Raw genomic sequence first — 22,700 nt, 5'->3', positions numbered from 1 at the left:
AAATGGTGCGGTAGAGAGGATTTGAACCTCCACGGGGTCTCCCCCACTAGCTCCTGAGGCTAGCGCGTCTGCCGTTCCGCCACTACCGCATGCTTTATGCTTTTCGTTGCCGTCGTAAGCAACATAGATATAATAACACATACTGCATGTCCTGTCAACACTATTTTTGAATTTTTTCTATAAAAATTTGAAACCCAAAAACAAGAAAAGGACTCATGCGTTAACATAAGTCCTCAATAGTTCAACATTGGTGCGGTCGGTGGGATTTGAACCCACACGGGATTTCTCCCACCACCCCCTCAAAGTGGCGTGTCTGCCGTTCCACCACGACCGCGTCTTTGGGATAAAGTTCATAAATAAAAATGGTGCGGTAGAGAGGATTTGAACCTCCACGGGGTCTCCCCCACTAGCTCCTGAGGCTAGCGCGTCTGCCGTTCCGCCACTACCGCATGCTTTATGCACTTCGTTGCTGTCATAAGCAACATAGATATAATAGCATACTCTGACGCGTTCGTCAAGTAACCTGACGAAAATTTTTCTAAAAAAGTTTCCGCTCTGCTATTTCAGCTTATCCTTATAAAGCAGATAATATTTATCCCGGTCCTGCAGCACCTTGGCAACATATTCACGTGTATCGGGATAGGGAATGGCCTTCACATCATTGAAATTATAGTCCCAGCCATTTTCCTGCATCCACTCATGCGTCTGCCCACGCCCTGCATTGTAGGCCACCATCAGCAGCACCAGGTTATGCTGGAATTCGTGCTCCAGCTCGCCCACATACCAGCAGCCCATGCGAATGTTAGTCCTGGTCTGGTACAAATCGCTGTCCTGATACTGCTTCAGCCCCATCTGCTCAGCAATCCAGCGCCCAGTTTCCGGCATAATCTGCATCAGGCCAACAGCGCCCACTTTAGAAACAGCATCATGCTTAAAGTTGCTTTCGTTTTTGATGATGGCCGCAACTAAAAACGGGTCCACATCGTTTTTCTTACTGTAGGTCACAATGTCCTGCTGATAATCCCACATATATACGAAGCGCATCTGCACAGCATCACTGCTCCAAATCTTCCAGCAGCCAAAGCATACTGCCAGCAGTACGCCAAACATTAGCAGCCAGCTATGCAGACGACCATGCTTCTTGCGCCGTCTGCTGCGGGCCTTACGGTTAACCTTCACGCTCATTGTTTAAAAGCTGCTCCAGCTGCACGCGCACGGCCTGCATGGTTGCCTCCTGGCTGCCGCTGTTATCAAGAACTACATCAGCATATTTTTTCTTTTCTGCCAGCGACATCTGCGCCTCAATGCGCGCATTAACCTCGTCTGCTGTCATACCGCTGCGCAGCATCGCCCTTTCCACCTGCTGCTGACGGCTGACAGATACAAGCCACACGCTGTCCACATTCTTGTGCCAGCCACATTCAATCAAAAGCGGCACATCCAGCACTGCTGCCTTATGTCCCTGCTTGCGGCTTGCTGCCAAAAAGTCTTCTGCCTGCTGCCAGACTATTTTATGGATAATCGCCTCCACTGCCTTCAGCGCTTCCTTATCGCGGAAAATGCGCTCGGCAACCTTGGCTCTGTCCAGTGTTCCTTCCTCACTCAGATATTCCTTACCCAGTACAGCAATTACCTGCGCCAGTCCCGCGCTGCCTGCAGCTACTGCCAGGCGCGCTTCGGCATCCGCATCAAAAACAGGCAGTCCCAGGCTGCGCAGCTCTGCGGAAACTGTACTTTTGCCGGAAGCAATGCCTCCTGTCAAACCAATTGTTATCATTATTCTCTACTCCTACTTTTGGCAATGCTCACAATAAACCGTGCCTCTGCCGCCTACCTTGGTTGTCTGCAGCAGCGCACCGCATTTTTTACAGGGCTTGCCTCCTCTGCCGTACACCAGCAGATGGTTCTGGTTATCGCCCTTATTTCCTTCGCCATCCTTATAATCACGGAAGGTTGTACCACGATTTTTGATGCCCTGCGCGATTACTGCATTGACTGCCTCACACAAGCGCACTATCTCAGCAGCGCTCAGGCTGCAGGCTTTACGCATAGGCAGAATACCGGACAGAGCCAGGCATTCATCGGCATAGATATTGCCAAGACCGGCGATAATCTGCTGGTCCAGAATAAAGCTCTTGATAGCCTTCTTGCTTTTTTGCGCCAACGGCAACAGATATGCGGCAGTAAAGCCCTCGCTCAGCGGCTCCGGTCCCAGCGTTTCAAAGCCTTCAATATATGTATCATTATCAGTTACCAGATACAGCGTACCGAAAGTACGGATATCCGTAAACCACATCGTCACGTCATCAGAAAGCGTGAACTTGATTTTGGCATACGCCGGTGCAGGTGCAGCTGACGGCTGCGCCAACAGCGCGCCTGTCATGCGCAGATGCACTATCAGCTGCTGCTTCAGTGCAGTCTGCAGCACCAGGTATTTACCGCGTCGGCCTACGCTTATGATAGTTTTTCCCACCAGTCCTTTAATAAAATCCTCCGGCTGAGGATATTTTATCAAGCGCTCCAAATATATTTCTACTGCTAAAATTTTCTTTCCTTCTATATGAGGCGCAAGTGTTTTGCGCACCTGCTCCACCTCAGGCATTTCCGGCACAGGTCTTCCCCTCTTTCCGTAAAGTATCCGTTATTTTGTTTCCGCCCAGTCACGACCGCAATTAACGTCGGCCAGCAGCGGAATATCCAGTGACGCAGCACCTTCCATGGCTGTGCGCACCAGCTGCGCTGCCTGCTCCCTTTCGTCTTCAGTAACCTCCAGCACCAGCTCATCGTGCACCTGCAGCAGGATTCTGCTCTTGCACTGCGCCTTATCCAGCTCGCGCTGCACAGCAATCATTGCCTTCTTCATAATATCTGCGGCAGTTCCCTGAATCGGGGTGTTGATAGCGGTACGCTCCGCAAAGCTGCGCAGATTGAAATTACTGCTGCGGATTTCCGGCAGATAGCGTCTGCGTCCCATCAGCGTGCTGACATAGCCCTGCTCACGCGCCTTGGCTACAATATCTTCCATATATTTTTTTACACCGGTATAGCGTTCAAAGTAGCTGTCAATATAGCCTGCTGCCTCCTTGCGGCCGACATCCAGCTGTTTGGCCAGACCAAAATCGCTGATACCGTAAACAATACCGAAGTTAACAGCCTTCGCACGGCTGCGCATTTCGGGCGTTACCTCCTCAAGCGGCACACCGAAAACCTCGGCAGCGGTGCGCGCATGGATATCCTGACCATGACGGAAGGCCTCCAAAAGCAGCTCATCCTGCGCAATGCAGGCCAGAATACGCAGCTCAACCTGCGAATAATCGCAGCTCATCAAAAGGTCATAGCCTGCTCCCGGAACAAAAATACGGCGAATCTGTCTGCCTTCTTCCGTACGTGCAGGAATATTCTGCAGGTTAGGGTCCGTGCTGGATAAGCGTCCTGTTACCGTCACCGTCTGCTGGAAGTGCGTATGAATGCGTCCCGTTTTGGGATTAATCAACGGCTGCAGGCCTTCCAGATAGGTAGACTGCAGCTTCGCCAGCTTGCGGTGCTCCAGAATTGTAGCAATCAGCGGATGCTTGCCCTCCAGTGCTTCCAATACCTTGGCATCGGTAGAATAGCCTGTTTTGGTCTTCTTGATTACCGGCAGCTGCAGTCGTTCAAACAAAATCACGCCCAGCTGCTTGGGAGATTTCAGGTTAAACTCTTCGCCCGCCTGCTCCTGTGCCAAAGACTCCAGCTTTGCAATACGGTGCCCCATATCTTCGTTCAGCTGCAGCAAAAGCTCCTTGTCCGGCGTAATACCGGCAAACTCCATCTGCGCCAGCACCGGTGCCAACGGCAGCTCAAATTCCTCGTAAAGCTTGAGCTGCTGCTGTTCAGCCAACAGTCCGCGCAGCTTAGATGCGAGTTGCTGCAGATTTTCGCAAGGCGTTGCCAGTACTCCCGGCAGATTGCGGCGGCTCAAATCCTCCAGGCTGTAGGAGCTGTGGCCGCTGTCCGCAACATAGCCTGCCAAAGCTACATCATCAACTATTCCCTGCACCTTCACCTTGCGGCACAGGCAGCATTTATAAAGCTCCTTGCTGTCTATAGTTATCTTTTTGCTGTCCGCGTCTGCCAGCCAAGTGTCGAATTTATCCCAACAACCGCTTTGCGCATCCAGCACATAAATTTTATCATCAACCAAAATTTCGGCACTGCTGAAATACAGCTCCGGCAGTTGTCCTGCTACCTGCGCATGCACAGCAACAGGCTGCTTTGCTTTGGCCAGGGCAGCAAAAAGCTCCTCTGCCAGCTGCGGCGTATTTACTGCCACCTGCGGCAAGCCTTCCTGCTCAATCGCCTCGCCGAAAAGATCAAAGCTGTCCCGCGCACCGCCAAGCACCGCGGCAAAGCGCTCGTACATATTGCGGAACTCCAAATCCTGCAGCAGGGTGCGTGCTTCCTCCTTCAGCGGCTGCAGCTCATAGGTCTGTACAGCAGTATCAACCGGCGCCTCCGTGCAGATTGTTGCCAGCTGCTTCGACAGCAGGGCAGATTCCTTGTTGTCTGTCAGCTTCGTTTTCAGCGACTTGCCGGAAACCTTGTCGATATTCTCCAGCACCGTTTCCACATTGCCGTATTCCTTAATCAGCTTCATCGCTGTTTTAGGACCTACGCCCGGAACACCGGGAATATTATCAGAGGTATCGCCCATCAGACCCTTCAGCTCGATAAGCTGCTTCGGCTGCAGTCCTTCGTAGTTGGCAGCAAATTCCGCTTCATCAAAAACTTGAATATCGCTGATGCCGCGCTTCGTATAAAAAACCTTGGTACGCTTATCAATCAGCTGCAGCTCGTCGCGGTCACCGGTAACAATAATAACCTCAACCTCCGGCGGTGCCTGCACAGCAAAGGTACCGATAATATCATCGGCCTCATAATCGTCCAGCTCCAGAGTTTTGATTCCCATGCATTCCAAAACCTTCATTGCCAAAGGAAACTGCTCGCTCAGCTCGCTCGGAGTAGGCTTACGCTGCGCCTTGTATTCCGCATACAGCTTGCTACGGAAGGTTTTGCGCGATTTATCAAAGGCAACAGCCATATAACGCGGCTTCACCTCATCCAAAAGCTTCAGCAGCATGTTGCACAGCCCGTACACTGCTCCCGTATGGATGCCCTGACGCGTAGTCAGCGGCGGCAGCGCAAAAAACGCTCTATGTATCAGGCTGCTGCCATCTATAACTAAAAATTTATCTGCCATAATTGCTCCTCCTCTATGCCGCTCACATAGAATAAACATTAATATGATTATTATATCATAGCAAGGCAAGAAAATATGTAACTAATATGTAAGAAAGCCCAAAGTTTATACCGTCCTTCAACATCTGCCGCTGCATTATAAAAAATCCCGACAGTATCACTTGGCGATACCATCGGGTTCTGTTGAGTTATCGTGAAAACCACGAAAGGCAAAGAGGAACAAGTAATACCGTATTGCGGCGCTGGTGTGCCTGGTTAAATCTTAGTACTGCTAAATCTAATTCAGTTTTTAACTCGTTTTAACTCGTTTTATCGAGTTAGAACTACTTTTAATTCGTTTAATTAATTCTTGTCGAGTTAGAATTTTAGTAATCGTCCCCTCTTTCACAATATAGCAGTATTATTCTGCTTTCTTGTTACCATTATGGCAAAAAAAGCGCAGAACCACCTGATGTTTTGGTTCTGCGCTTGATAATTTATATTAAAAATACAACTTTTCCTTAGGATAAGTGCTATGCAGTAATTGCCGCAAACATCTGAAATCATCAGATTTGAAGGGCACCAGCATATACTTGTTTTTCAGATAGGCAAGAAAATCCTGCAGATTAGCACATTTGATATAATGCTCCTGCGAATCATCATTAATATATTCACCAATGACGTTATTAATAAGCTGAATAGTCTCCGGCGAAACACCGGTATCCGGTACAAGATATAATTGCGAAATAATATTGTTGAAGCTATAGGCCATAGGCTTGTGCCAACGGCTCTGCGTCAGCATAAACAAGCGGGCAAAGGCTATAAGATTACGCAAGCTTCTATTGGCAGGATGAACATTTTCGTCCGCTTCATTATCCTGCTCAAAGGCTGTCAGCTTCGGTGGCACCGGCATCTCCCATGCTTCCAGCAGCCTGAGTCCCATTTTTTCAGGAAAGACAGGATAATAGACAAGCCTTTTTTCCAAATCACAGACCTTGAGCATGATAATGTTATCTTTCAGGAAATGGTCACTGCCATTAGCGTTATGAACAAGGCTCCAGGGTGGCAGCTCCTCATATGCTTCTACACTAACATGATACTTAGTATTTAATGCCAAAGCATGGGCCCAGCTTTCACAATTATCTCTATAAAAAGCCATAGTTTTTTGGATACTCGGAGGATTACACTTATGCATTACATCACGCCTTCCGTATTTATTATTCTTTACCAAATTCATCAATAAACAAGGACTTAATCTTCCTCCTTTCCAATACCCTAAGCAAGCTTTATCTTATACCTGGCTCAGTATCAGCTGTCTTGCCTCAAATTCGTTTGACTGTTAATTATTTTCTGAAAAAATTGTTGAAAAAAATATTACTCCCCGCGATTTCGTAAGCAATCACAGGGAGTAACGATAACTCTTATCATCTGCAAGCAAGTTTTTCCAGCAACTGTTTTACATACGTAATTATACTACTAAGCAATGCATTTGTCCAGCGCTTTCTAAAAGAATTTTTAATATTTTCTTACTTATTATTAATATGCATTCTATTTTTTCTTTATTTCTATTGAGAATATTAAATATTCCTTGTAGTTATATATTTAGCTCAATCACACTGCTCATTCAGGCGTGCGCAAAGCAGTGTCAAGCCACCCAAGGTCCAAAACAGTAATCCCATTTGGGTATTAAAGTAAACGTGGTCTGTTAAGCCACCCACAATAATACCTACTGTTGCCAGCACATAACCGCGTCCCATGGCCTTCAGCCACAGGCTGCGTCCTTGATAGGCCAATCTCCAGCCTGCAGGCAGAAAAATGCCGAACCAGATAACAAGAAACACCAATAGGCCATGTGCTCCCAGCTCTGCCCAGATGTTCAGGAAAATATTGTGGCAGTGGTACATAATGACGTTCTTATCTGCCAGATAAAAATTGTACGTGGGGTAAACAAAGCGATAACCATACCAGCCTACACCAAAAGGAAATTCCTCAATAATCCACTTGGTGCTCTTTAAATAGGCCATACGCAAAGCAATAGAGGTGTCACCCCCATAGCCGCCGCGAATAGATTCCAGACGCTGCAGCACCGCCTGTCCGCCAAGTGCCAGCGCAGCAGCGCCGCCGCCCAATATAGGAATAAAGGCTTTGCGGCAGAAAAGCACGCAGAACGCCAGCAGCATCACAGCGCAGGCCACCCAGTTACCGCGTGAATATGTATAAAGCAGGCAGACTGCTGCCAAAAGTCCCGTTGCCAGAAAGGCCAGACGCCATTTTTTATACGCCTTCGTCTGGTTGAAAAAGGCTGTGCTGTAAGCCACCACCAGCACCAGATAGCCTGCCAGGATATTGGGATTGACCAGCGTAGAGAAAACGCGCACCTTCAAATCCGGGAACTGAGCCGGGTCCACCCAGATACCTTCAGCCGTAACGCCGAAAATCTTTTGCGCGATACCAATCGCACTCACCAGCAGCGATACGATTAAAAAGGCGCCTATGAGCTGCAGCGGACGCGGTAAATTAGTGAATAGTTTGTAGTAGTTAGTGATTAGTGAATAGTGGTTAGTGTTTAGTGAATTGTTTTTAGTGTTCTGTTTAGTGTTCGCCAAACCTTCACTATCCACTATACACTTTTCACTATTTCCTACCGAGGCGTAGCGCAGCAGCACAAAAAACAGCGCCGCATACTGGCCTACAACATATACCAGATTCCAGAAGGACAAAAATCTGTCCAGGGAAAAATATACTGAAACAAGCGCAATCAGCAGCAGTGCATAAAACGCTCCCTGCTGCCATGGCTTCAGCACATTCTCCTGCTGTGGACGTCCCTTAACATGCGACACAATCACTGCGCCGATAAAGGTCATTGCTACGCAGAAGGATGTGAACTCCTGCTCCAGCGGAATAACTGCCACAGTAAACAGCAGCATATACCATATTTTATTTTCGAGATAATTTGCCAGTTTTGTCATGATGCACCCTAACAAAAAATTCTATTTTCTAAACGAGCAATTAGTATATCTCAGCGCGATATTTAATTGCGACGCAGATACTCGTTACCGAAGTCAATAAACCTCAATATCGTCTTCAGTTCATCCCACGCTTATCCGCCAGCAGCATCTTCTTAAACTCGCCCACCAGATACAGGCTGCCGCAAACGCACACAACACCGTCAGCGCCTGCATTGCGGATAGCAGCATCATACGCAGTTGCCAAATCTGCCTCCGCAACTGCATTGCTGCCCACCAGTTTTGCCAAATCCACAGCCTCTGCTGCACGCGCACCCTCATCGGCACGCACGGTATAAACAACATCATCCTGCTTAATCAGCGTTTTGATAACACCGCTCATATCCTTGTCACCCATCATGCCAAAGACAAATTGCACCTGCTTGCCGGGATAATATTTATCCAAAGCATTACGCAGAGCCTTGGCGCCGTCAGGATTATGCGCACCATCCAGAATAATATCCGGATTCTTATGAATGCGCTCCAAGCGTCCCGGCCAAACGGTATTCGCTACACCCACATGCAGCGCCAGCTCGTTAATGCGGTCATCCTGCTTGCTGACAAGCTTGGCAGCAACAATCGCTACGCTGGTATTCTTAATCTGATGCTCGCCCGGCAGCTTGATTTCATAATCAGAATGATAAAAATCACCTGCATGCAGCGTAAAGGTCTGGCCCTCCATCGAGCTTTTTACCTCCGTGCCGTGAAAAGCCTTGCCGTAAAGATATACCGGCGCTTCCTTAAACATAGCCAGGCTTACAATAGGACCAAGAGCTTCATTGCCCTCGGCCGCAGTAACCAGAGGCACCTTCTCCTTGATAATACCGGCCTTTTGCATAGCAATGCGCTCCAAGGTTTTACCGCAGCGGTCGGTATGGTCCAGCGCAACGTTGGTAATAACGCTGACAACAGGCGTAATCACGTTGGTGGAATCCCACAGGCCGCCCATGCCTACCTCAATAACAGCATAATCCACCTTCTGCAGATAAAAATATAAAAATGCAGCAGCCGTCAGAATCTCAAACTGCGTCGGCTGCTCGCACACGCCCTTTTTGACAACGCTGTCGGCAGCAACCTTTACCGCAGTAATAGCCGTAGCAAAATCCTCATCGCTGATATCCTTGCCGTTGAGGTTAATGCGCTCGTTGTACTTCACCAGATGTGGGGAAGTGAACTTGCCCACCTTCAGGTTTGCTGCCAGCAGAATATTCGTAATCATGCTGGTAACAGAGCCCTTGCCGTTAGTGCCGGTTACATGCACTGTTTTAATCTTCTGCTCCGGGTTTCCCAGCTCACGCAAAAGTCCTTCAATACGCTCCATACCGAGCTTAATGCCAAATTTGCCCAGGCTGTCCAAATATGCCAGGCTTTCTGTATAATTCATTGTGCTTACGCCTCCATCAATAATTAACTGACAGTTTATTATAACATAGTTTCGCACGCCGCGTCTTGCGAAAAAGCGCAAAAATAGCCGCTGCGTCACAAGAACGAGCGACTATTTTGTTAAGCGAAATACTTACATATTATATATAGCAGCTTTCAGCTGCCAATACAGGCCTACTGCTGCAAGGGATCCTCGCCATATTGGTTCGGTCCTTCGGTTCCTTTGAAGAATAAAATATAGATGTAAAACAAAATGTTAACCAGCGGCACAAACAAAAGCAACATCCACCAACCGCTTTTATCCAAGTCATGCAGACGACGTGCCAGCATCATAATACTAGCTACAAAGCCAAATATACCTGATACATAAAGCAGACCCGTAAACAAAAGCTCCAATGCATCAATGTAAGCAGCTAAAACCGCCAAAATAATCCGTATAATGTTTAGCACAAATGACAGGAAAAAGTTTCTGTAAATATAGGATTTGCGGTTCAGGCGTCCTTTAGACGTAAAGAACAGCTCCTTGAAAACAGCCTCCTTGTCCGCACTGCTATCCTTGAACAGCAGGTTCAGGCCCTCGCCAAGGTTCAAAAACTTCTTGCCTGCTTTGGGTGCTGCCTGAGCGCTATACGTATCGCTGTTAGCTTCACCTGCAGCATTGGTATGCTTAAATTCGTCAGGATCAGAATTAACCTTAGGATTGCTATTAGCATTAGCGTCAGTATGTACATTTTCTTGAGCATTGGCAGCAGCAAAACCTTCCTGCTTAGAGCTGTCATTAATACTCTTTTTATAGCTTATATCAGCACTGCTGGCAGCACCGGCTGCAACACCGGCAACTCCAGCTCCCGCCTGCTGATTTTGCTCCTGCTCCACCTTCTGGCCGCAGTTTTCGCAGAATTTAACACCTGGATTCAACTCACTCCCGCAATTAGTACAGAATTTAGCCATCTTTACCGCCTCCCTTTGCTTTTATTGTAACGCAAATAGCACTGTAATTCAAGAAAATGTGCCTTAGGCAACAAAACAAAAAGCGTACAATGCCTGCACTCCTCCAAAACCGTACAAAACTGTACAAACCGTACAAAGCCACATGCTGCAAGGCTTTGCGCCTGTACGGTTTTCTTTTTGGTGTACGGTTTTATTCCTCCTTCTGCAATTCCTCCAGCTGTTTATACGTAGCCATTAAATGCTTTTCTAAGCTGGCATCATTATAATGATAACGCCATTCGTCATATTCCTTGCGGGTTATTTCACCCTGCTCCAGCGCCGTCTGCATATCCAGCCATTCCTGCAGCACATAATCATCAAACGTCTTCTGCGGTCCTGCTGTTGCTGTGCCAATCACCACTGCAAAACGACCATCCACTTTAGTAAGCTTCCAGCCTGCATAATCCTCCAGGGCAAAAAAGGTCTGCATCAGGCCGGCGCGGTTATGAATATCAGGAATCCTGAAAACTGCAGCGTCCACGCCAAAAATCTCGCCCAGCTTTTCCAGCGTTGCCTCCTTCGGCTTCCTGTTGCCGTGCTCATACTGGTTGACGCGCACCTCCGCTGTGGATTCCGAAAATCCCAGCAGCAGTCCCAGCTGCTTCTGCGTCAAATTATGCTTTTGACGAAAATAGCTTATGCGTCTGCTTACTGCCATAGCAAACACCTCCAACTAAAACAAATTCTGTTATCTTTAGTATAGTAGCAGATAAATCTGTTGGCAAGCTCGCGTATTATTTTCAGAACATTCCCGCTACTTTTCTTGACTTAACTAAATTAGTTTATTATAATAGGAGTATCTACTAAACGCTTTTTGCTTTAGTAAACAGAATATTTCGAAAGGAGTCCTTCTATGACGACAATTAACCACGTATTTCAACCTAAGCAACCTTCTCTTGCTGCACAGGAGCTGCAGACGCTTTCCATGCCGGAGCTTTATGACACGGAGTTTCCCGTGCCTCAGCCAATTATCCAGGATCTGCTCTATCCGGGGCTGTATATTCTGGCAGGTGCACCGAAGATAGGTAAATCGTTTCTGATGGCGCAGCTTGCCTACCACGTTGCCCGCGGTGAACAGCTGTGGAACTACCCCATACAGCAAAGCGGTGTGCTTTACCTGGCACTGGAGGATAAGTTTTACCGCCTGCAGCAGCGCCTTGTGCGCATGTTTGATATGGAGGTCGCAGATAACCTGCATATGGCAGTCAGTGCGCAGGACGTTGATAACGGCCTGGAGTAGCAGCTGAACTCCTTTATGCAAAAGTATCCGGACGTACGCCTGATAATTATTGACACCCTGCAGAAAATACGCAGCGCTCAGGATGAAAAATGTAATTACGCCCGCGATTACAGCAGTGCAGCTAAGCTGAAGGAATTTGCTGATAAGCATAATATTTGCCTTCTGCTGGTACATCATACGCGCAAGCAGCAGTCAGAAGACTCCTTTGAGATGATTTCCGGCTCCAACGGTCTTTTGGGTGCGGCGGACGGTGCTATGGTGCTGCGCAAAAGTCAGCGCGGTGACAATAAGGCTTCCCTGGAGATTGTCGGCCGCGACCTTGTGGACCAGCTGCTTACGCTGAGCTTTTCGCAGGCACACTGCCTCTGGAAGCTGGAACGGGCTGCTGCAAGCCGCTTTCTGCAGCCACCGGATGAGGTTTTGGAAGCAATCAGCGCCTTTGTGCAGCAATGCAACGGCCATTGGCATGGCACAGCGCAGGGACTGCTGGACGCTATGCATTACAATAAAATTTCCAACAATAGCCTTGGCCGCAGAATCAACACCAAAAAGCAGTTGCTCCTGGATTCCTATAATATCGTCTTCCAGCGCCACCGCCGAGATATTGACCTGCGCTATTTGCCGCCGCAGGCGCAAGCTGCGTAAGTAAAAAGGCTGCTTGTTTGCTGCTTTAACTGGCATAACAATTGTAGTAGCAAATTGTAAGCACCAGCTGATAAATTTCCCTACTCCTAAAAAGTGTGCAAATGCACAGAATTTAGTAATACACTTATAGCTAAGCCAACTCCATACCGTACACAGATAAACAAACCGTACAGCCCCAAAGCCGCATGTGGCAAGGGATTGTACGGTTTGTACGCTTTTCAGGAAGCACTGCATTAAGCTTAAGCAGTTCTCTTTTCTGCTAGACGGCGCACCTCTTCCACAGTAAGCTTGCTGTGCTTAGCAGCAAAATCAATACTCATCCCATCTGCCAACAAGCTCAATGCAACCTCTACACTTTTCTTGTGCACTGTCTCTTTAGCTGCTTGCTCAGCTACATTCTGTGCATATAATTCAATGATGTCTGTCATTTTTTCTTCGCCCTCCTTGCTACATTTTAAAAACTCCATACGCTCGGCAAACTCTTTATAATGCAGCTTTGCCGGTTCTGTACAATATAAATCCTGCATCAGTCTCCCCAACGCAGTATTGTCACGACAATTACTGTTTACATAAACAATATACGAGCCATCAGAGAAATCTGAACTCTCCTCTTTAATTACGCGCTCTACGCTGTAAAGCGGAAGTCCTTTCTTAAATACATCATTTTCAGTAATAAAAATGATATAGCTGTCAGGCAGCTCATTGTAATCCCTATTGGCTTGCAAAAATTGCGTGTCTAACACACTGCTGTAGAATCTTGCTCTTCTCACAGATGCGCCTTCATCGCTTCGCTGCACTTCCACATTAAAATATCTGCCAAATCCATCCTCTGCCAAAATATCCAGCTGTGCGGAATGTCCGTAAATATTTTGAATAAATCTTTGTATCCTTACATTTTTCACTTTGATTTTATCATCTTTCAAAATAACGCGCAACATTATTTGCGCTGCCGACACATTCTCATCCAGCATAAGATTCATAAATTTATTATTCATCATACTTAGTCCTTCTATTACCTGTCTGATAAGCTTATAATCTGTCTGCATCTCAGCAACTCCTTTATAATTATCTGATTATTCTCTATTTTTAACAGTATAGCATCCATTTTGACAGAAGTCAACATAATTTTCTGACTATTTTATTGCTATAAAAAACTGCCGCCGAACTCGTACCTATTCACTAGTACAAATCCGGCGACAGCAGATTTTTTTAGTCTAGCTTATTTTTATAAGGTCTTCAGCCTTAGCTTTTTCTTTTTCGATAACAGCCTTAGGCCACTTGGAAATCATAATGCTTTCTTCTTCGTGCGAAAGGCATTGGTAAAATTCCACGCCAAACTTTCACAGCTTGTTCGTTGTACACTTTCCTTTATATATGTTGAAATATTTTTATGGTGCTTCCATAACGGTAGGCGGTTGCCCTCTGACGTGATAAATTCAGTTTCACTGAAAATCCCGCAAGAGGGAGGTTTAGGCAGGCCTACTTGCCCAAGCTGCGCAAATACTCCTTCAGCAAAAAGGTACAGAAATAAGGAAACGTATAGACATTGTTATTGCAGCCTATATTACCACCTACAACCTTAATCCCGAATCTTATATCAGGATACTTATCGCTATTAATCAAAGTATTCAAGGAGCGGGCCATGTTATTAGTCGCTTTAACCTCAACCGGCACAAGATTGTCAGCAGTACGCATAAAGAAGTCTTCTTCCAGCGTAGAATCATCCTTTTTATAATAATACAAACCACAGCCGGCTTTTTTCAACGCCTCTGCTGCAATATTTTCGTACAACGCCCCCTTATAGACACCTAAATTTTTATAGGCACGCAAATCCTCCTGCGCCTCATCGTCAAGCATGGCCACCAACAGACCGGTATCAGCCATATACAGCTTATATTTCGTCTCATCATAATTGCCCTTAAGTGGCAGCTCAGGAAAAGACAGACAGTAGCAAGCATTAATAATCCCTGCATCACACAGCCATTCTATGCAGCCACGATAATCCTTAAAACGTGCCCCCCTAGCTACCTTCGTTATCTGAAACTTTTTATTATCCTTAGCCAGCTGTACAGGTATATGCTTGAATACATTCAGAATACGTGTCTGGTCCATGCCATCGGCATACTTACGTATATCCTCCTCGTAATCCGCCAAAAGCTGCCTTTGTGTTTCCAGAGAACCGGCAAAAGTTCCCTTCTCTATGTATTCGCTCACTACAGCAGGCATGCCGCCTAAAATGCAGTACTCGGTAAATAATTGCATGAACACCTGCATTTCAACCTCACTAAAAGGCTTAAGCGTGCGCATATGCTCTAAAAAGCTGTCGCGCACAGATTTTTGATGTCCCTTGGCCCACAAAAATTCCTCAAAATCCATGGAATACATTTCGTAATCTGTTTTATAGCCTACACTGTTGCTTTCAATCCTTTTGTAATTGATACCAAGCATGGAACCACTGCAGATAACATCAAAACGTCCATCAAGCTTAAAAAATTTTAACGCTGTAGCAATTTCAGGAAAATCCTGTAATTCATCAAAGAAGATTATTGTTTTCTGCGGCTCGAATATTTTACTTGTATCCAGCAAGGAAATATTTTTTATAATCGCATCTGTATTATAGCCATCAGCAGTAATCATCTTGTACTTGGGTTCTTCAACAAAATTTATGTAAATAACATGCTCGTAATTTGCTTCAGCAAAACGTCTGACAGATTCAGTTTTGCCTACCTGGCGAGGACCTTTAACAATCAGCGGCTTATGCTCTTTTTCCTGCTTCCACTGCATCAGATAGGTATCTATTTTTCGCTCCAGATAAGTCATGCCTTCACTCTCCTTTTGTGCTCTTTTTTCTATTATACAACGTACGCAATACTCCTTCAACAAAAAATGAGCCTATTTCTGGGTACTAACAACAATTTCATGAGGATATTTTGAAGTGTCGACTACAATTTCATGAGGATATTTTAAAATTCGCCAACTCAATACCGTACACATGCAAAAACCGTACAGTCCCAAAGCCTTGTGTGGCAAGGGGTTGTACGGTTTCATCTTTCAGAACAGCTCCTGATACATACCATGAGCAAATTTTTTAATACCTTCACCTGTTTTGATAGCACTGTTATACGTATAATTCAAGGATATACCATATACCTTGCCTTCACGAACAACCTTAAGTGATTGCAGGCCAGCATGCTGACGGAAAAAATCCGCTGCCTCCTCAGGATTACCGCCACTCTTCACAACAAAAAGCACGTCAGGATTCTCTTCGATAATGGTTTCCAAGCCTATCGTTCCTGAAGAAAAGCTGGGGACATTAGCACCTAATTTAACGCAAATATCGCCTGCCAGCTTGGTCGAATCATAGGCAACAATGTTCTTGCCCAGCATTTCGATAATCATTACCTTAGGCTTTGGCATATTCTGCGTTTTTTCTCTGACCACAGCGATATCCTGCTGCATATCGGCAACAATTTTCTTTGCTTCGTTTTCCTTGTCAAAAATTGTGCCCAAGCCCAAAATAAAATCGCATTCCTGCTCCAAGGTCTCCTTTTTATTATGCGAGGTAGGAGAATTGGCATTGGTGGAGACATAGGTATGAATACCACGCTTATTCCAAAAATCCGTGCTTTTGAGCGCCTTATCTGCATAAAGCACCTGGCCGGAAATAATCAAATCAGGCTGCATGGATAAAACGTTCTCCATATTCAGGACAACGTTGCGCTGAAACTTGATTTTGTTATATCCTGCAGCATACTGTGGTTCAGGTGTATAAAAGGGGTTGCCATAACGCACCGGACAGATAACATTCTGCTCCACGCCTAAGGCTACCAAGGTTTCATTAATCTGCTCACCGACAGCGATGACTCTTTGCGGCACCTTATCATAATAAGAGATATTTTCACCCAAGGCATTATAATTCTGCACTCTGACATTTTTTACAGCTCTTACGCCATAGGCAGATTGAGTGTGCCCAACGGGACGTTTAGCGTTAAACGCCTGCGTCTGTGTAAAAAATATGAATGCACAAATACCAAGTACTATAGCAAGGGAAGCCAGGGTAAATCGCTTATTCATAAGGTTGCTTCCTTGGATGCCGGGTGGCACCGCTATGTGTTCCCCAAACAATTTCTATACCATGATTGCGGAAAATATCAACCAGTCTTAAAACTTCGGGACAATATTCGTTATCATCTGTACGCGTCTTACAACAAATGCCAACATGAACAACATCAGGTTTAATACTTAAAATTCTTTCAATCTTCTCTTCTAACCCGCTGCTATCTCCCAAGATAAGCTTACGGCATCCATTGCAGGCCATAAACGCCACCAGTTGGATTTCTTCGTCACCATAACGCGCAAACTGCGAACTGCGATTATTAAATGCCTGAAAGCATGCCGCTCCGGTACAATTTTCTTCTGAGCGCAGGCAGCGTAATATAACAATCTTTTTCAAATTATTCCCTCCAATGCTTCGGCAGATAAATAATGTTCATGCGTCCTGATTCTGCATCGTAAGCAACCTTACTATGTACACTATACATATCATAAATGAACTCTTCTGTCAATAATTCTTGAGGCGTTCCCATGCCAACCACCAGGCCATTCTTGATTGCTATCAGCCTGTCACAATACATAGCCGCGATATTCAAATCATGGATTGCTGCTGCAACGGTAGCATTTAAGCCCTTGACTATATCCATTATTTCCAGCTGATATTTAATATCCAGATGATTCGTCGGCTCATCCAAAACAAGACACTCCGTCTGCTGCGCCAACGCTCTTGCCAAAATAACACGCTGCTGCTCACCGCCACTCAGCGTAGAGAACATGCGCTTTTCAAAGCTTTCCATACCCACTCTCGCCAAAGCGCTTCTGGCAATTTTAAAATCCTCCAGATTATCACGCTCCAGCATTTTTTTATGCGGTGAACGCCCCATAAGCACAACATCCAGAACCGAAAAATCAAAGCTATAAAAATTATGCTGAGCAACAACAGCCAGCTTTAAAGCAGATTCGCGATAAGAAAGCTCGTCCAAATGCTGCCCATCAAAATAAATGTCGCCGCTAGTCGGCTTTTGCACACGATAAACGCATTTCAAAAAGGTGCTTTTGCCACTGCCATTCGGCCCTATAATACCAAGAAACTCCTTGTTATGCAAAGAAAAATCAATTCCCTTCAGAATCTCCTTTTTCCCCACAAACATTTTGACTGCTTCAGCTAATATTTCCACAATCAGTTACCTCCAAAGCCATAGGTGCGTTTTACCATCAGATAAACAAAGCAGGGAGCACCAATCATTGCTACAAGAATACCAATCGGCAGCTCTGCGCCGGGAATCAGGATACGGCAAAGCGTATCAGCCACAACTAAAAAAATTGCTCCGGCTAAAGCTGTTACAGGAACGAGCCTTTTATGATCCGTACCTACAAGCATTCTGATAACATGCGGAACTATCAAGCCAACGAAGCCTACAGTACCGGCAGCATAGACAACAAAGCCGACAATAATCGAGCTGATTAAAAGATAAAATTGCCTGTAGACATGTAAATCCGTCCCCAAGGTCAGCGCTGATTCATCACCAAGAAGCATAAGATTCAAAATACGGCTCTGGCTCCAAAAGAACAGCACTGCGACGATTACTATCGGCACAATAACGATCAGGTTATCCCACTTAGCCCCGGAAAAGCTGCCCATCATCCAATAGGCAATAGTCTGCATGCCTTCTTTGTTGTTGGCAAAGTAAACTATAAAGCTTGAAAAAGCACTGCACACAGCGCTGAGCGCCATACCTGCCAGCAAAAGCTTTACCGAGTTACTGCGTCCGCCAAGGTTCGAAATAAATAATACCAGAAGAGAAATAGCAAAGGCACCGGCAAAGGCTGCCAGGCCAATAAAATTTTCACCCAGTCCTGCGCCTATACCTAAAAGGATAGCCGCCGTCGCGCCCAAGGAAGCACCGGAGGAAATGCCCAAGATATATGGATCCGCTAAGGGGTTTTTAACGATGGCCTGCATAATGACACCGCTGCTCGCCAATCCTGCTCCGACGGCAGCAGCCAAAACGATTCTCGGCAGGCGCAGCTGCCAGATAATGTCATGCACAGAGCCTTGAAGCGCGCCGTCAAGCGAAGTACCGCTTTGCAGCTGACTGATGATTACAGCATAAATCTGCTCCAAGGGTATTTGCACCGTGCCGACAGAAAGTGCCAAAAACATAGCTGCTATTAAGACAAGCACCAACGCAACGCACACACACACGCCGTTTATTTCTTTAAAAAAGCTAAACATCATAAAATTTCCTTACTGTACAAAAAGATACCAAAGTACGCTCATTAAAAATTAATGAGCGTACTCGGTTAAAAATGATGAGAGTATGATGTATGAAATATATTGAGTATATAAACCGAATTTAATTAGATATCAAATTCAGCGGAGAGCATAAAGGTTCTCGGACCACCGGAGTGCAGCCTATTAGCCCCACTTTCAGTTGTCCAATACTTTTTATCGGTAACATTATAGCACATTGCTCTTAAGGTTACAGGAGTGCCGTTAAGAGAAGTTTTGTAATTTACGCCTGCATCCAGCGTGAAGTAGCTGGGAACGCCATATTTTTCATCAAGGACATAGGACGAACCTACATAGTTGCCACGCATCAAGACAGAGAAATCATCGGAAGCCTTATATTCTACGCCCAAATTTGCGCTCCATTCCGGCACACCGTTCGGACGCTTGCCATTGGTTTCTACTTTATCAGTTTTTTGTTTAGCATTCAAGTGCATAAAGCCACCAATCAGGTTCCATTTTTCTGCCAAAGTGCCGGTTGCTGTATATTCAAAACCTTTGTGTCTAGCTTCACCATCAACAAGCCTATATTTAAGACCGCCTTTGTAAACATCTACAGGATTAGCTTTCTTGATATCAAAATAACTGATTTTATGGAAGAAATCACCGGTTTTAAACTTCACGCCAATTTCGTTTTGCTTTGTTTTATAAGGATCTAAAGTAGTTCCTTGGTTTGCATAACCGTTGCCAACAATACCGCCTTCAACAAAATCTTCCGTATGGCTTGCATAAACAGCTACACGCGGATCAAAGGTGTAGTTGATGCCATAGCTTGGGGATACGTCATAGTAATCGCCGCTTTTTTTATTATGCGAGCCGTCTGGTTTGTAGAAATCCTTAGCGATAGACTTACCGTTCAAGCCAACCAGGATATTCAATTTATCATTACCTGTGGTAATAGAATCCATCACAGACCAGCCGCTGATACGTGCATGATCTTTGTAGTAGGCATTAGCTTGCGCAAAGGTCGGCGGAGCAAAGCTACTGGTATTAGGATGATAAATATTGCCTGTCCAGCCGGATTCTTCTGAATAGTTACTAGGACCGCCATAATAGTGCCACATTCTGTCAACGCCTGCTACCCATTCATGCTTCAAATCACCGGTTTTAAAATCACCCTTCAAGCCTATTTGAGCATAATCGCGTTTCTCAAGCAGAGACCAGTTGTCAGAAGTCGCTTTAAAATCGCCAGCTTCATTCAACAAGGTCTTGCTAAAGCCAACATAATAATACCAATCCTGTTTAAAATGACCTGCATTCAGGAAAGCCTTTAAATGATCATTGATTTTCTGTTCATGGTTCAAGGTCATAACAAGGTTAGTGTTTTTATCACGACGCCAAGATGGATTTGTATTGATTTTTCCGTCAGGAGCGCTCGGTAAAGCATTGCCAACAAACTTATCACTCCCAGAACTTTTAACAGACAAACCATAAGGTCTGCCCTGGCTGTCAGTATCAGTATAGCCAAACATAAAGTTAGTCTTGCTGTTTTCCGTTTCCTGATCCAGGTTGATATAAATATTTTTCTGCTTCAGGTTCCAGTTTTCAATGGAACGCTCGCCATTAGTATTGCTGGCATTAATACGCACGCCATAGCGTTTATCCTCGCCTAAGCGCGTGCCAAAATCTACATATTCCTCATGAGCACCCTTGGAATGATATTTAATGCCAACCTTACGTGTATCTTCATCCATTAAAGCCTTTTTGCTGTTAATGTTGATGGTACCGCCGGAACGGTTATACATAGAAGAACCATTGATACCGGTTGCCGGTCCTTCAATAACATCAACAGATTCAATGTAATTGCTGGATTGACGTGTCATAGCCTGCATACCGGGAATGCCATTGATGACAAAGCTGCGTCCATCATCCCCAAAGCCTCTTATGGTAACACAGTCTACCGCTGCATCATGTGTTTTCACAACAGAAGGAACAAGGCTCAGCGTTTTGCTTAAGCCTTCGGTGGAGGACAAGAAGGTTCCTACAGCCTTTTCCGAAATAGTAGTTGTACTAATAGGACTCTTCATAGCATCCTGCTCACCTAAAATACCAACATTAGATGTTGCACGGACAAATTCACCGGCAATGTAACGTTGACCGTGTACAACAATCTCGGCAAGATTGAATGACATTAAATCATCATCGTTTTTTTCTGCAGCAAAGGCATTACCGACAAAGCCTACACTTGTCAATGCCGTGCAGATAGCAGCAGCTAAAGCAATCTGTCTTTTCTTCATAAAATATACTCACTCCTAATATAAAATGTATATTTCACATAAGGTATCCTTGTTTCCCTTACGCAATATATCAGCTTTCATACACAACAAAAACTCATTGCTCTTGGTATTCATTGCAAACACACTATGCGTGTGATATAATTAATTTGTTAAGTAATTTTTGCATATTAGCACCAAGTACTATTACATTATATCGTGATGCTTCGTATTTAGCAAATACAGATATTCTATACGCGTATTGATGATTTTAATATACACCACAGGAGGCAGGCTATGCTTTTGCGTCAAATGAAATATTTTCTGGCAGCAGTATATTGCAAAAGCTTCAATGAAGCAGCAAAGCAATGCTTTATCTCGCAGCCATCCTTCTCTCTACAAATAAAGCAGCTTGAAAAAGAGCTTGGTGTAAAGCTCATCAACCGCAACAATTGTAATTTCAGTCTTACACCAGCAGGCGAAAAGTTTTACGAGCCTTGTAAACGCATAGTCGGAGACGTGCAAAATTTAATGCAAAACATGCAGCATTTTGCGGAAACCGACCAGGTACCGAGCTATATCATCGGCTGTAAAACAGGTTATAATGTCTGTCGCCTGCTCAACGTTATCAATATGCTCAACAAGAACAGTCAAACATATCATCTGGAATTATTGTACGGTGACCATGAACAGCTCCTGACAATGCTTGCAAACAAAGAAATAGATATGCTTATCACGGAAGATCGTGAAGCTGATAATAACTTTCTTGCGGGAGAGCTTTTAGAAATCGCAGATTTATGCATTTGCGTACCGAAACATTCTTTCCCACCTGAAATCAAAGCCCTTCATATCAGTGATTTATCAGAGCAGACATGTGTCATTATCGCCAACAGAGATTATGTTATGCAGGAGCAGGAATATTATGCAAAATGCTTAGGCTTCCATGGCACCTTTTTCACCGCCAGAGATATTCCCACTGCACTTACCAAAGTAATTGACGACAAGGTAAAATCCTTTCTGCCGGTAACGAGTAATAATGACGCCCCATTCTATTTCAGTAATTTCACCAGAACCTTGCCATTATTAGCAGATAATGAGCCAGTAGAAATTTACTATAACATTTTTTGGCAAAAGAATAACACCAACCGCAAGATAGCTGCTATTGCTCAGCATATAGCAAGCCTCATGCAGGATCATTAAAAAAAGCTTACAACGCACTGTTCGTCGTAAGCTTTTATTTATTTTCATAGTATTTGCTTCGCCAACCCAATACTGTACACATACAAAAAAACCGTACAGCCCCAAAGCCTTGTGTTGCAAGGGGTTGTACGGTTTTGTACGGTTTTCAGGGAGCACTGCTGGCAAAACAAAAAGTGTACAGCGCCAAACCTTCACAGCTTGTTCGTTGTACACTCTTCATTCTTGTGGTAAAATATTCTTATGGTGCTTCCATAACGGTAGGCGGTTAACCCTCTGACGTGATAAATTCAGTTTCACTGAAAATCCCACAAGAGGGAGGTGTTACTGATGGATATACTCGAAGTTATTGCTTTGCTGAGCTTATGCATTGCTTGCATTAAATTAGGTATGGAAATCAACAAGAACGCAAAAAAACCTGCTAACAAAAGTCAAGTCTTTTTTTATTTTCCCCTGTAAAATTTTAT

The 22,700-nt window shown here is 45.1% G+C and carries 18 protein-coding genes, 3 tRNA genes and 1 pseudogene; 3 read left to right on the top strand and 19 right to left on the bottom strand.

Annotated features, from left to right (window positions below; translation table 11 throughout):
* Window positions 1-3 precede the first annotated feature (3 nt).
* The 12 genes from RDW05_RS10585 to RDW05_RS10530 form a co-directional block, all read right to left on the bottom strand.
* Window positions 4-89, bottom strand: a tRNA-Leu gene (locus RDW05_RS10585).
* Window positions 90-248: 159 nt separating this feature from the next.
* Window positions 249-334, bottom strand: a tRNA-Leu gene (locus RDW05_RS10580).
* 29 nt (window positions 335-363) lie between these two features.
* Window positions 364-449, bottom strand: a tRNA-Leu gene (locus tag RDW05_RS10575).
* A gap of 109 nt (window positions 450-558) precedes the next feature.
* Complete coding sequence (locus tag RDW05_RS10570; RefSeq protein WP_307979027.1) at window positions 559-1,185, bottom strand: lytic transglycosylase domain-containing protein; 627 nt, start codon at window positions 1,183-1,185, stop codon at window positions 559-561.
* A complete protein-coding gene (gene coaE, locus RDW05_RS10565) occupies window positions 1,169-1,777 on the bottom strand; it encodes a dephospho-CoA kinase (protein ID WP_307979026.1) in 609 nt (202 codons plus the stop codon). The genes RDW05_RS10570 and coaE overlap by 17 nt, the downstream gene beginning before the upstream one ends.
* A 12-nt stretch (window positions 1,778-1,789) precedes the next feature.
* The gene (gene mutM / locus RDW05_RS10560) at window positions 1,790-2,602 is read right to left on the bottom strand and encodes a bifunctional DNA-formamidopyrimidine glycosylase/DNA-(apurinic or apyrimidinic site) lyase (protein ID WP_307979028.1); all 813 of its coding nucleotides are present in this window, start codon (window positions 2,600-2,602) and stop codon (window positions 1,790-1,792) included.
* A gap of 39 nt (window positions 2,603-2,641) precedes the next feature.
* On the bottom strand, window positions 2,642-5,239 hold the full coding sequence (gene polA / locus RDW05_RS10555) for a DNA polymerase I (protein WP_307979024.1): 2,598 nt from the start codon (window positions 5,237-5,239) through the stop codon (window positions 2,642-2,644).
* A 480-nt stretch (window positions 5,240-5,719) separates the two neighbouring features.
* On the bottom strand, window positions 5,720-6,376 hold the full coding sequence (locus tag RDW05_RS10550) for a hypothetical protein (RefSeq protein ID WP_293725373.1): 657 nt from the start codon (window positions 6,374-6,376) through the stop codon (window positions 5,720-5,722).
* Window positions 6,377-6,824: 448 nt separating this feature from the next.
* Window positions 6,825-8,186 carry an O-antigen ligase family protein gene (locus RDW05_RS10545; RefSeq protein ID WP_307979022.1) on the bottom strand — a complete coding sequence of 454 codons (1,362 nt, stop codon included), beginning with the start codon at window positions 8,184-8,186 and terminating at the stop codon, window positions 6,825-6,827.
* Window positions 8,187-8,301: 115 nt separating this feature from the next.
* A complete protein-coding gene (locus RDW05_RS10540; protein ID WP_307979020.1) occupies window positions 8,302-9,606 on the bottom strand; it encodes a folylpolyglutamate synthase/dihydrofolate synthase family protein in 1,305 nt (434 codons plus the stop codon).
* A 173-nt stretch (window positions 9,607-9,779) separates the two neighbouring features.
* The gene (locus RDW05_RS10535) at window positions 9,780-10,556 is read right to left on the bottom strand and encodes a DUF805 domain-containing protein (RefSeq protein ID WP_307979018.1); all 777 of its coding nucleotides are present in this window, start codon (window positions 10,554-10,556) and stop codon (window positions 9,780-9,782) included.
* Window positions 10,557-10,746: 190 nt separating this feature from the next.
* The gene (locus RDW05_RS10530) at window positions 10,747-11,253 is read right to left on the bottom strand and encodes a helix-turn-helix transcriptional regulator (RefSeq protein ID WP_307979016.1); all 507 of its coding nucleotides are present in this window, start codon (window positions 11,251-11,253) and stop codon (window positions 10,747-10,749) included.
* A gap of 195 nt (window positions 11,254-11,448) precedes the next feature.
* On the opposite strand from RDW05_RS10530, the pseudogene RDW05_RS10525 reads away from it, so the two are divergent.
* Window positions 11,449-12,480: pseudogene (locus RDW05_RS10525) on the top strand (AAA family ATPase).
* Window positions 12,481-12,719: 239 nt separating this feature from the next.
* Here the strand turns inward: RDW05_RS10525 and RDW05_RS10520 are convergent.
* The 7 genes from RDW05_RS10520 to RDW05_RS10490 all read right to left on the bottom strand — a co-directional run bounded on the left by RDW05_RS10520 (window position 12,720) and on the right by RDW05_RS10490 (window position 21,060).
* Entirely contained in the window at window positions 12,720-13,478 is a 759-nt protein-coding gene (locus RDW05_RS10520) for a PD-(D/E)XK nuclease family transposase (protein ID WP_304240737.1), read from the bottom strand.
* 481 nt (window positions 13,479-13,959) lie between these two features.
* Window positions 13,960-15,300 carry a DUF4143 domain-containing protein gene (locus RDW05_RS10515; RefSeq protein WP_307979015.1) on the bottom strand — a complete coding sequence of 447 codons (1,341 nt, stop codon included), beginning with the start codon at window positions 15,298-15,300 and terminating at the stop codon, window positions 13,960-13,962.
* A 231-nt stretch (window positions 15,301-15,531) separates the two neighbouring features.
* Window positions 15,532-16,554: an ABC transporter substrate-binding protein gene (locus RDW05_RS10510; RefSeq protein WP_307979014.1), complete on the bottom strand. Its 1,023-nt coding sequence runs from the start codon at window positions 16,552-16,554 to the stop codon at window positions 15,532-15,534.
* Entirely contained in the window at window positions 16,547-16,933 is a 387-nt protein-coding gene (locus RDW05_RS10505) for a CGGC domain-containing protein (protein ID WP_304134775.1), read from the bottom strand. Before RDW05_RS10505 ends, RDW05_RS10510 begins: the two co-directional genes overlap by 8 nt.
* A 1-nt stretch (window position 16,934) precedes the next feature.
* Window positions 16,935-17,711, bottom strand: a complete 777-nt coding sequence (locus RDW05_RS10500; RefSeq protein WP_307979012.1) for an ABC transporter ATP-binding protein — start codon at window positions 17,709-17,711, stop codon at window positions 16,935-16,937.
* A 2-nt stretch (window positions 17,712-17,713) separates the two neighbouring features.
* A complete protein-coding gene (locus RDW05_RS10495; RefSeq protein ID WP_374111034.1) occupies window positions 17,714-18,769 on the bottom strand; it encodes a FecCD family ABC transporter permease in 1,056 nt (351 codons plus the stop codon).
* A 125-nt stretch (window positions 18,770-18,894) separates the two neighbouring features.
* Window positions 18,895-21,060, bottom strand: a complete 2,166-nt coding sequence (locus RDW05_RS10490) for a TonB-dependent receptor (protein WP_307979010.1) — start codon at window positions 21,058-21,060, stop codon at window positions 18,895-18,897.
* A gap of 288 nt (window positions 21,061-21,348) precedes the next feature.
* Between RDW05_RS10490 and RDW05_RS10485 the strand changes: the two genes are divergently transcribed.
* Together RDW05_RS10485 and RDW05_RS10480 are read left to right on the top strand one after the other, a co-directional pair.
* Window positions 21,349-22,236, top strand: a complete 888-nt coding sequence (locus RDW05_RS10485; protein ID WP_307979009.1) for a LysR family transcriptional regulator — start codon at window positions 21,349-21,351, stop codon at window positions 22,234-22,236.
* Between the two features lie 327 nt (window positions 22,237-22,563).
* Complete coding sequence (locus tag RDW05_RS10480) at window positions 22,564-22,692, top strand: hypothetical protein (protein WP_307979008.1); 129 nt, start codon at window positions 22,564-22,566, stop codon at window positions 22,690-22,692.
* The last annotated feature ends 8 nt before the right edge of the window (window positions 22,693-22,700 follow it).

The sequence above is a fragment of the uncultured Phascolarctobacterium sp. genome (genome assembly GCF_902463975.1).
Classification (GTDB): Bacteria; Bacillota; Negativicutes; order Acidaminococcales; family Acidaminococcaceae; genus Phascolarctobacterium_A.
The sequence above is the reverse complement of the archived record's forward strand: the minus strand, read 5'-3'. Positions and strand labels throughout refer to the sequence as shown.